The 10713-nt window shown below is 41.5% G+C and carries 10 protein-coding genes, 1 tRNA gene and 1 pseudogene; 3 read left to right on the forward strand and 9 right to left on the reverse strand.

Annotated features, from left to right (window positions below; translation table 11 throughout):
• From ENH88_RS20310 to ENH88_RS20350, 9 genes are all read right to left on the reverse strand, one after another.
• The coding region (locus tag ENH88_RS20310; protein WP_304185112.1) for a Tol-Pal system protein TolB at positions 1-929 on the reverse strand (929 nt) is incomplete at its 3' end.
• Positions 930-938: 9 nt separating this feature from the next.
• Positions 939-1865, reverse strand: a complete 927-nt coding sequence (gene tolA / locus ENH88_RS20315) for a cell envelope integrity protein TolA (RefSeq protein ID WP_304185113.1) — start codon at positions 1863-1865, stop codon at positions 939-941.
• 1 nt (position 1866) lies between these two features.
• Positions 1867-2301: a protein TolR gene (gene tolR / locus ENH88_RS20320; protein WP_145233094.1), complete on the reverse strand. Its 435-nt coding sequence runs from the start codon at positions 2299-2301 to the stop codon at positions 1867-1869.
• A complete protein-coding gene (gene tolQ, locus ENH88_RS20325; protein WP_304185114.1) occupies positions 2288-2992 on the reverse strand; it encodes a protein TolQ in 705 nt (234 codons plus the stop codon). Before tolQ ends, tolR begins: the two co-directional genes overlap by 14 nt.
• Positions 2993-4161: 1169 nt before the next feature.
• Positions 4162-5169 carry a Holliday junction branch migration DNA helicase RuvB gene (gene ruvB, locus ENH88_RS20330; RefSeq protein ID WP_304185116.1) on the reverse strand — a complete coding sequence of 336 codons (1008 nt, stop codon included), beginning with the start codon at positions 5167-5169 and terminating at the stop codon, positions 4162-4164.
• A 7-nt stretch (positions 5170-5176) separates the two neighbouring features.
• Complete coding sequence (ruvA, locus tag ENH88_RS20335) at positions 5177-5794, reverse strand: Holliday junction branch migration protein RuvA (RefSeq protein ID WP_304185117.1); 618 nt, start codon at positions 5792-5794, stop codon at positions 5177-5179.
• Between the two features lies 1 nt (position 5795).
• Complete coding sequence (gene ruvC, locus ENH88_RS20340) at positions 5796-6320, reverse strand: crossover junction endodeoxyribonuclease RuvC (RefSeq protein WP_304185118.1); 525 nt, start codon at positions 6318-6320, stop codon at positions 5796-5798.
• A 111-nt stretch (positions 6321-6431) separates the two neighbouring features.
• Positions 6432-8933 (reverse strand): ABC transporter permease, encoded by a 2502-nt coding sequence (locus ENH88_RS20345; RefSeq protein ID WP_304185120.1) that lies wholly within the window; start codon positions 8931-8933, stop codon positions 6432-6434.
• The gene (locus tag ENH88_RS20350) at positions 8923-9636 is read right to left on the reverse strand and encodes an ABC transporter ATP-binding protein (RefSeq protein WP_304185122.1); all 714 of its coding nucleotides are present in this window, start codon (positions 9634-9636) and stop codon (positions 8923-8925) included. Before ENH88_RS20350 ends, ENH88_RS20345 begins: the two co-directional genes overlap by 11 nt.
• On the opposite strand from ENH88_RS20350, the gene ENH88_RS20355 reads away from it, so the two are divergent.
• From ENH88_RS20355 to ENH88_RS23270, 3 genes and pseudogenes are all read left to right on the forward strand, one after another.
• Entirely contained in the window at positions 9637-10257 is a 621-nt protein-coding gene (locus ENH88_RS20355; protein ID WP_304185124.1) for an arylesterase, read from the forward strand.
• Between the two features lie 106 nt (positions 10258-10363).
• Positions 10364-10440: transfer RNA gene (locus ENH88_RS20360), tRNA-Pro, on the forward strand.
• A gap of 161 nt (positions 10441-10601) precedes the next feature.
• Positions 10602-10713, forward strand: a pseudogene (locus ENH88_RS23270) (IS982 family transposase); the annotation flags it as partial.

The raw sequence follows: 10713 nt of genomic DNA on the forward strand, positions 1-10713 counted from the left end.
ATACTACGGTGGTTAGTCAAACGGGTCTCTTTACGTGTCGCTAAGTCTAGCATATACACTTCAGTTGCACCGTTTCTGTCTTTTGACAGCACTAATAATAGTTTTTTACCATCTGGCGAAAATTGTGGCGCGCCATTAATACCTTGATGGCTGGTAATAAGTTCACGTTTTCCAGAATATAAATCTTGCATGTAAATTTGGCTTTGACGATTTTCAAAGGTCACATACGCAAGCTTAGTACCATCTGGTGACCATGCCGGAGACATTAACGGCTCTTGCGAACGTAATAAAACCTGCTCGTTAAACCCATCGTAATCAGCCACTACTAGTTGGTAAGGCTTTGGTTCATCATCACGTACGATCACATAAGCAATTTTAGTTAAAAATGCGCCGCGCTCACCGGTGAGTCTCTCATAAATAACATCACTAATGCGGTGTGCATAACGTCTAAAGCCAGTATCGCTGATCACACTTTCGCGCGCTTCTTGAATATGATCTTGGTTTTTAATTAGTTTACCGTTGCTCATCATTTGTGTTGCGCCACCAGTAATTTGGCCGCGAATAACATCAACCAGCTCATAACGAACTAAATAACGACCATCTGTTTGCTGTTCAACTTCACCAACTAAAATGGCTTCAACACCTTTATTTACCCATGCAGCATAGTCTACGTCAGCATCTTTGCTAGGTAACTGCGGCATTTCATTAACGCCGATTGGTTTGAATTTACCGCTGCGCATTAAATCTGCAGCAATCACATCACTAAGCTTTTCTGGGATTGGCCCTACACCTTTATATTTAAATGGCACGATCGCAATTGGTCGCGCGCCATCTATGCCTTCGGTTATGACTATTTCAAGTGCTGCATTAGCAACACTGGCAAAGCCTAAAACGAAAATTAAACAAACTGTTTTCAACTGGTTGAACATACCATTCCTTTAAAATTGTGGCTTAATTGTTAAGTTAATATTTTTTAATTGCTCAAACACATCTTTATCTTTAGAAACTGGCAACGTATCAGCCATACGAACCGCTCTAAGCGCCGCTTCACATACTAACTTATCACCGCCTAAAGATTTAACCTGCGTTACCAAGCCATTAAAACCTAAGCGAATATTGACACGACATTGTTGATTTTTCATTTTTTCATCAATTAATAAATTTTGCTGGATACGCGCCATTATTAATGCTTTGTATTTATCAACCTCAGTGCCTACCTGCTGTTGGCGAACTTTATTGCGTGCGGCTTGCTCTGAAGCTAGCTGCTCTTGCAGCATTTGTTCTTGCAATGCTTTTTGACGCGCTTCTTCCGCGGCTTCTGCACGTTTTTTAGCGGCTAATTCTTCACGTTTTCGCTCGTCTGCAGCTTTCTTTAAAGCCTCTTCTTCCGCTTTACGTTTTTCAGCCGCAGCTTTAGCAGCGAGTTCTGCTTGCTCTTTTTGCTTTTCAGCTTGCTGTGCTTTCTCACGTTCTTTTTGTTCAATTTCACGGGCTTTTTTCGCCTGAGCTTGGGCTTGCGCGGTTTCTTTCTCTTTCGCGCGACGCTGTTGCTCTAGCTTTTTAATGCGACGGTCTTCTGCTTCACGTTGTTTACGTGCATCTGACGCACGACGCTCTAAATCCCGAATACGTTTATCTTCAGCACGTTTTTTGTCATCTTCTTTGCGTTTTAACTCAGCAATTTTTTGTTCAACCATTTTTTGGTCAACAGTCACCGCTGAAACCGCATTTTCAGCATCAGGCATAGCCTTGTTTAAGGTTACTTCCATTACTGTGGGCGCTGATGTATGAAAACTCGCCGTTCCTACCAAAACGCCTATTATAGCGAGGTGCAATAACACTGATTTTAATACTGAAGCACCCATATTAGTTTTTATTCCCTTCAAACGACTCAGTCATTAATCCCACTGAAGGTACACCGGCATTTTTTAAGAAATCCATCAATAATAATACTTCTTGATACGATACTTTACCTGAACCTTTGATCATCACTGGGGTTTCTGGGTTTTTCATCAGTTGTAACTTGATAACAGCGGCAACATCTAATGCTTCCATCGGCTCTTCAGGATCAGTTCCAATACTGACATAGTACTTACCTTGTGCGTCAATAGAGGCAATAATTGGCGGTGTATCTTTAGTATCAACTAAATCTGATTCTTCCATCTTTGGTAAATCAACTTTAACACCGTGTGTGATCAAAGGCGCAGTCGCCATAAAGATGATCAACAATACCAACATCACATCTATATAAGGAACTACGTTTATCTCTGCAACAGGACGACGTTTCTTACGCTGATACATTCGCTTTTGCCTCTATTTGTGTAGCTGCTTGACGGTGTAAAATATTTGCAAACTCTTCCATAAAGTTAATGTAGTGTGATTCCAGCTTTTCAACTCTATTAGCAAAACGGTTGTATGCAATAACCGCAGGAATAGCAGCGAATAAACCCATTGCGGTTGCAATTAGGGCTTCAGCAATACCTGGGGCAACCATTTGTAAGGTTGCTTGCTTAACTTCGCCTAACGCGATAAAAGCATTCATAATGCCCCATACAGTACCAAATAAACCAATGTAAGGACTAATAGAACCAACCGTTGCTAAAAACGATAAGCTTGATTCTAGTTTTTCAATTTCACGGGATAACGCAACGCGCATTGAACGATGCGTGCCTTCCATTACGATACTAGCACTTTGAAAAGAGTTTTTCTTATGGCGAGCAAATTCTTTAAAGCCAGCAATAAATAATGCTTCTATACCGCTTGAGTTACCGCTGCGTGATGAAATTTCGTTGTAAAGTTTGCTTAAATCAATGCCAGACCAAAATTTTTGTTCAAAGCGCTTGGCATTTGTTAACGCCTCAGAAATTGCTTTCTTACGTTGAAAAATAATTGCCCATGACATAACTGACATTGCTACCAGTGCCAACATTACCAACTGCACAAGAAAACTTGCTTCTAGAATTAAATCTAAAAAATTAAGCCCTGAACCCACATTAAACTCCTAATAAGATTTCTTGTAAAAATACCATTTCTTTTTACGCTAGGTATCTGACCAAAGGGTTGGCCAAAAAGTTGCAACTAGTGTATCGATTCAGATCCTTACTGACAACGCTATTGCTGTGAATTAGCAACAAAAAACGTTGAAAAGCAGGTCTGCAGCTTTTTTGCTTAGCTGAAAAACCAAGACACTTAAATCTTTATTCACAGCGACTTACGTAAACATTTCCACTCGGTGCGTATTTATAAACAAAAACCATGTAAAACACCTTGTTTATTCACAATCAGTGCATAACCAAGCAAAAGTAGCATTCTAAACTTAACGCAGGACAGTTAAACTAATCTGTTCAAAAACCAATCAATCAAATAAAGTTTCATAAATTCAACAAACTACTAACCTACTGTGAATTTTATGAACAAAAATAACGCAACCAAAAAAATCTAGTTATTAGTTTTTTTTATCTGAAAATTAAATTTTTCTAGTTTGAACAAAAAACAACAATTGCGTATTATTCTCCCATACCGAGCTAGCGCAGTAATGAATACTTCATGAAGCCCAGTTCTTTGCAATATGAATCTGATTTTTCGTATTGCTAAGCTTAAAGTCCTCTTGATAAAACTTGATGAGTTTAAGCTATGTTCCCTAGATTACTTCCTTCAACTTGTTGTTTGCCCGCATTTTATGCGGGCTTTTTTTTGCCTGCAAATCACGCACAGCACGACCTCGCTATGGCGCATACAATATCGTTTATAAACTTAACAGCATGTGAATTATCTTAGGGCCTGTTTATCTTTCGAGGTTAAATTTGCAGCAGTGTGTTTGGTATTTAGGCAAGGCAGAGTCTATGTAGTGTGGTTGTTCCCCATAAATAGGCGATAACGTAGCATAAATGCCAAACACGCGCTGCCCTTCGGGTTCTTCCTAGGGGCGATTAACTCTTTGTTGCTCGATTTTTACTTAGCCCACTAGGTTACAAATCTCGCGCCGCGATTAAATCGCCCCTAGTTTGAACAAATTTTAATCCTAAAAGGTCAACAGGCCCTAGTCGAAATAGCTAAATACCTATGTAGCTAGGCGCTAAGCGGTTAAAAAAGAACTGTTGAGTTAATTGCAGAGGAAAGTTTGCAGCCATATTTGAGTATATAGCTGCAAAAAAATATAGTTTATTGTTGTTTAGGTAACAAACCAAAGTGATGGTAGGCGTTATCAGAGACAATACGCCCGCGAGGAGTGCGTTGTATAAAGCCTTGTTGAATTAAATACGGCTCAATCACATCTTCGATAGTTTCTTTTTCTTCACCAATGGCGGCAGCAAGATTATCTAAACCAACGGGGCCACCCATAAACTTTTCGATAATGGCGAGCAAGTATTTACGGTCCATGTAATCAAAACCGCTTTTATCTACATCAATCATGTTAAGTGCCAGCTCTGCCACTTCTGCATTAACAGTGCCGTCTGATTTAACTTGCGTGTAATCACGTACTCGGCGCAATAAACGGTTTGCAATACGCGGCGTACCACGAGAACGCTTGGCTATTTCTGTCGCGCCATCATCACACATTTGTAAATTTAAATAATGCGCAGAGCGCGCTACTATGGTCGAGAGATCGGCAACTGAATAAAACTCTAAACGCTGCACAATACCAAAACGGTCTCTCAGCGGTGAGGTTAACGAACCCGCGCGAGTGGTTGCACCAATCAGTGTAAAAGCCGGTAAATCAAGTTTGATCGAGCGCGCTGCTGGGCCTTCACCAATCATTAAATCAAGCTGGTAGTCTTCCATGGCGGGATAGAGTATTTCTTCAACTTGCGGGCTTAGCCTATGTATTTCGTCAATAAACAGTACATCCCCTTCTTCAAGGTTAGTAAGCAGTGCAGCTAGATCCCCTGCTTTTTCAAGCACAGGGCCTGAGGTGGTTTTAATACTGACATTCAACTCGTTCGCCACAATATTTGCCAATGTGGTTTTACCTAATCCTGGTGGGCCAAATATTAATAAATGATCAAGTGCTTCACCACGCGTGCGAGCCGCTTCTATAAATATTTCCATTTGCTGTTTAACATGGGGCTGACCAGTATAATCGGCTAATAGTTTTGGTCTAATCGCGCGATCGACTACATCTTCATTACTTTGTTCAGTCGCATCTATTAAACGATCCGCTTCAATCATGGTTTACTCACAACATTGATTTTAAAGATTCTTTTATAAGAACCTCTGTAGACATACCAGGCTTGGCCACTGATTTTACTGTTTTTTGTGCTTGCGCCAATTTATAACCTAACGATACCAACGCTGAGACTGCATCATCTGCAGTATTATTTGCGATCAGCGCGTCAGAGGCAGGCTCTATAACTGCATTATCACTAAATGGCGTGAATAAGTCATTACCCCAATCTTTTAATCGGTCTTTCATTTCCAGTACTAACCGTTCTGCGGTTTTTTTACCGACTCCCGGCAGTTTTACTAAACTAGTGGCATCTTCATTATTTACACAGCTCACAAATTGTTTAGCCGACATTCCTGAAAGTATTGCTAATCCGAGTTTAGGCCCCACACCATTGGCTTTTAATAACTCTCTAAATAATGCTCGCTCAATTTTATTATTAAAACCAAATAGTAACTGGGCGTCTTCTCTCACTACAAAATGAGTATACACAATGGCATTTTCGCCAATGTTTGGTAAATCATAAAAACACGTCATCGGCATGTTAACTTCGTAACCAACCCCGCTTACTTCAAGCAGAATCTCTGGCGGCTGTTTTTCGACTAAGATGCCATTCAAGCGACCTATCATATTATTTCCTTAAGCGTCCTCTAACGGTTTTACTGGCACTGCCCGCTAGTTTTATTAAATTTTGATCTGAATGCGCATGACATATTGCAATGGCTAATGCATCGGCGGCGTCGGCCTGCGGTGTGCCTGGTAATTTTAAAATATTTTTAACCATATGCTGCACTTGCGATTTATCAGCACCACCGTGCCCTACTACCGCTTGTTTAATTTGCCGAGCAGAATATTCAAAAACAGCAAGCTCTGCCATGGCAGCGCCCACAATCGCCGCGCCACGCGCTTGGCCCAGTTTTAATGCTGAATCTGGATTATGTGCCATAAACACTTTTTCAATGGCAAAGTGATCAGGAGAGAATTGTTCGATTAGTTGACTGATCCCTTGGTAAATCATTTTTAATCGAATAGGAAACTCATGATCGGCCAGTTTTATACAACCGCTGCCTAAATAAGTAAATTTAGCCCCTTGATGGGCAATCACCCCATAGCCGGTTAATCGTGAGCCAGGATCAATCCCTAAAATAATAGCCAATACTTGCCCAATCAGTGTAAATAGTTAATTGCAGTAATAATGCCAGAGCACTGTATAAATTACCAGTGCTAAAAAAGCCCGTAAAAACGGGCTTGTTTAATTGCTAACCTTTTAGGCTAAAGAGCGCAGCAACCCTTGGGTATTTTTGCGCATGGTTCTGGCTATCATAAAGTAGCCGAGTGATGCCACAAACACGCCCCCCACTAATGGCCCAATCAGCCAAATATGCGGGTGCAACTTACCGGCTAACTCAAACATCTCACGTTGTACTATTAATAACGCAACATCGCTGACCAGCGCAGCGACAAAACCAGCAGCGCTGCCAAGCAATAAAAATTCATACAAGGTCGCATTTTTTATTAACCGCCCTTTGGCACCTAAAGTACGCAATATAACAATTTCTTGCATTCGCTCGCCCAAGCTTGCTTGTACTTGGGAAATCAATACTAAGCCACCACACATCACCACTATCGCTAGTACAAAGCCTATCGCCAAGGACACTTGCGAAATAGTCGAGCGAATTTGTTTAACAAAACTTTCTACGTCTATGGCATTGATGGTTGGGTAACTGCGTAATAATTGGCTAAAGTCGCGCTTTTGCTCGTCATTAATACGTACCGATGAAATATAGGTCGCTGGAAAATCAGCTAAAACATCGGGGCTTAGAATAATAAAGAAATTAGGTTTTAAGGTTGCCCAATTCACTTTACGCACACTGGTAATTTTAGCATCAAACGATTGTGCCCCAATTAAAAAGGTCAGCGTATCACCCAGTTTTACATCTAAGCGCTCGAGCATTGATTCTTCAACTGACGCTTCAGCGGTGGCATTGTCGCCAAACCATTGCCCGTCGATGATCTCATTTTGCGCCGGCGGTTGCTCAAGCCAGGTAAGATTAAGCTCACGGCCAATACCTGAACGGGCTTCTTCGTCTTTCTTTTCATTATCTTGCAACGACACTTCACGGGCAACCAGCTCGCCGTTGACTGCGTTGATACGACCACGAACAGTCGGGTAAAAATCTGACACTTGAATGTTCTTTTGTGCTAAAAACGCATTTACATCTGGCAGTTCTGTTTCTGTAATATTCACCAAAAAGGCATTCGGCGCATCACTAGGTAATTGCGACTGCCAATCAGCGATCATATCGTTTTTAAGTACCACTAAAAATAACAACAGCTTTATAGCAAGCGAAAAACTGATCAACTGCACTGCATTGGCATTGGCCCGTTTTTGAATAGAGGCAATTGCAAGCGACCAACTGCTGCCTGGACGCAGCCCTAGCTTACGCCCACCACCAAAAATTAACCGTGATAGCAAAAATAAGATGGCGATTAAAACCAAGGTTGAAACAAATAAAATAGCGGTGATTTTTAAGTTATTACTAAATAGCCACATGAGTAAAAATACCGTCACAGCCGACATGGCTAAATGCACTTTACTCACCAACAGCTTATCGCCCAAATTACGGCGTAATACTCTAAGCGGTGGAATATCAAATAAATCTAATAACGGTTTGATTGAAAACATCACCGCACAAATCACCCCGGTGCTGATCGCTACAAACCAAGGTTTTAAACCCGCCGCAGGCAAAGTGTTATTCATTGATTTTGCCAAATAGCCAGTGGCAATTTCTTGTAGACCATAGCCAATGGCTAAGCCGAGCATCACAGATAAACCACATACTAGCGATAAATGCAGTAAGTAAATTTTGCTGATCGTTGCGCGGCTGCCGCCTAAGGTTTTCATCATCGCAACGGGGTCATATTGGCGTTCACAATAACGCTTTGCAGACACCGCAATCGCCACTGCCGCCAAAATAATCCCCAATAATCCTGCTAATAATAAAAAGCTTTCAGCGCGGTTTAAGCTATTTGCAATCGGCGATTGTCGGTCTTTTACCCCATACCACTGCTGATTTTCTTTCATTTGCGGTTTTAGCCACGCATAAAAATCGCTGATCTCGCTCTCATCACCGGCATACAATTGACGGTAAAAAACACGGCTGCCAGGTTGAATTACTTCGGTTTTTGCTACATCTTGGTTATTTAAAAGTACACGGCGACTACTCGAAAAAATATTAAATGGTGCGTCTGGCTCTTCAACCAGTACTTTTTCGATATGAAATTGCGCAGCACCGAGTTCAACCGTATCACCCACTTTGACATTTAATGCATAAAATACCGATTCACTAAACCACACATTACCAACCGATGGCCCCTGCGTGGCAACTTCAACCTCACCGGTTAAGCTACTTTTAACTTTTAATTCGCCCTTAAGTGGATAATGCTGCGACACCGCCTTAACTGAGCTTAATTGCATTTCGTCATTAGCAAATAACATAGTATCAAAGTAAGTGAGCTGTGCGGTTTGTAAGTTGTATTCGCTTGCTTTTGTTAAATACTCATCCGGTAATTCATGGTTACTTGCCAGCACGCGATCCGCGGCAATAAAGGCACTGCTTTTTTGTGCAATGCTTTGCCCTATTCGGTCAGTTACCATAGATAGTGTTAAAACCGTCAATACCGCAAGCGATATTGCCGCACAGATCACCGTAAGTTCACCACGGCGAAACTCACGGCTAAATAATTTTAGTGCTAATTTAGCCCACATTCGCCACAGCCTCATTGGTATTTTTAACTAATTGCCCCGCTTCAATTTGCAAAACGTGCTGACATTTCGCAGCCAGTGCTTCGTCATGCGTCACTAACACTAAGGTCGTACCGTGCAATTTATTCAGATCGAATAACAATGACTCAATTAATTTACCGTTTTTGCTATCAAGGTTAGCGGATGGCTCATCAGCAAATAAAATCTTTGGCGTGCCAATAAATGCGCGGGCAATGGCAACACGTTGTTGTTCACCGCCAGAAAGCTGAGATGGGTAATGCTCAACACGATGACTCAAACCAACTTTTTCTAGTAGTTCAAGTGCCTGCTGCTTGGCATTTGATTCACCAGCAAGCTCGGCAGGTAGCATCACATTTTCAAGTGCGGTTAAACTTTGCACCAACATAAAAGATTGAAATACAAAACCGACTTTGGCAGCCCTAAGTGCCGCTCGCGCTTCTTCATCAAGTTCATGCAGTGGCTCACCGTCTAGATAGATTGAGCCTTGAGTCGATTGATCCAGCCCAGCCAGTAAACTTAGTAAGGTAGATTTACCTGAACCAGATGCACCAACCACAGCCACTGAATCCCCAGACTTGACATTAAAGGTGATGTCGCTGAGGATGGGCAAATCCCCTTCAAGGGTAGTAACCGTTTTTGAAAGACCTTTAACCTGAATGATATTTAATTGAGATAGCGCTGACATATGATGTATTCAATCCTACGTTTTATATTCGTTTTACTATTAGTAATCAAACCACTTAGTGCGGCAGCTGACAACACAATTTTAATTTTAGGAGACAGTTTAAGTGCCGCCTACGGTTTAAAACAAGAGCAAGGCTGGGTTAAATTGTTACAAGATAAATACGATTCTGAGCAAACACCCGTACAACTGATCAATGCCAGTATCAGTGGTGAAACCACCGGTGGCGCACTGCGCCGTTTAGACGCGCTGCTTAATGAATTTCAACCTAGCCATGTACTCATCGAACTTGGCGGCAACGACGGCCTGCGTGGCTTCCCGATTAAACGACTGAAAGACAACCTAGCCAGTTTAGTGAGCAAAAGCAAACAAGCCGATGCCAAAGTAGCGATAATGGAAATACACATTCCACCTAACTATGGGCCACGTTATACCGGGCAATTTACCGCAAGTTTCGCCGCTATTGCCGATGAAACCGACAGCCATTTAATGCCGTTTTTTGTGCTTGATATCGCATCTGATAAAAGCCTAATGCAAAACGACAACATACACCCTAACAAAACTGCGCAACCTATACTACGAGATACCATGTATAAATCGATCAGTGAGTGGGTAAAATACTAAATATTCACAGAAAATGATTTATTTCACTCAGTACGTGCAATAAATGTGCAAACAAACAAAAGCTTATTGATTTTTGAAAAAATATACGTACTATTGCTTGCAACGTCGGTATGTAGCGCAGCTTGGTAGCGCACTGTCATGGGGTGGCAGGGGTCGAGAGTTCGAATCTCTCCATACCGACCAATTAACTCCTTTCAAAACTCCATTTATTCCAATAAAACTGTTTTCCTTTCGTACTAACTAACCTGAGCTTCGGATAAGAAATTACTAATTTAAAGGAACTAAATGCTCGTTCCATGATCCGATCATTTGACCAAGAGTGATTAGAACAAAAAGGAACGAGCATGAACAAGTTAGTTGAAACGTACTGTGATGTCGATGATTTTTCAAAGTTATTTTTCCCAAGCTGGCAGCGTATATTGCTCGAAAATGGTGAAATTAAACGTCGAAGAGCAT

Origin of the sequence: Pseudoalteromonas prydzensis (assembly GCF_011050055.1) — a bacterium.
Classification (GTDB): domain Bacteria; phylum Pseudomonadota; class Gammaproteobacteria; order Enterobacterales; family Alteromonadaceae; genus Pseudoalteromonas; species Pseudoalteromonas prydzensis_A.

Bases quoted from the DNA above. Each gene is read 5' to 3' on its own strand.
- tolA (WP_304185113.1), bottom strand. From the start codon at position 1,865: ATGGGTGCTTCAGTATTAAAATCAGTGTTATTGCACCTCGCTATAATA.
- tolR (WP_145233094.1), bottom strand. From the start codon at position 2,301: ATGTATCAGCGTAAGAAACGTCGTCCTGTTGCAGAGATAAACGTAGTT.
- ruvB (WP_304185116.1), bottom strand. From the start codon at position 5,169: ATGATTGAAGCGGATCGTTTAATAGATGCGACTGAACAAAGTAATGAA.
- ruvA (WP_304185117.1), bottom strand. From the start codon at position 5,794: ATGATAGGTCGCTTGAATGGCATCTTAGTCGAAAAACAGCCGCCAGAG.
- ENH88_RS20345 (WP_304185120.1), bottom strand. From the start codon at position 8,933: ATGTGGGCTAAATTAGCACTAAAATTATTTAGCCGTGAGTTTCGCCGT.
- ENH88_RS20350 (WP_304185122.1), bottom strand. From the start codon at position 9,636: ATGTCAGCGCTATCTCAATTAAATATCATTCAGGTTAAAGGTCTTTCA.
- ENH88_RS20355 (WP_304185124.1), top strand. From the start codon at position 9,637: ATGATGTATTCAATCCTACGTTTTATATTCGTTTTACTATTAGTAATC.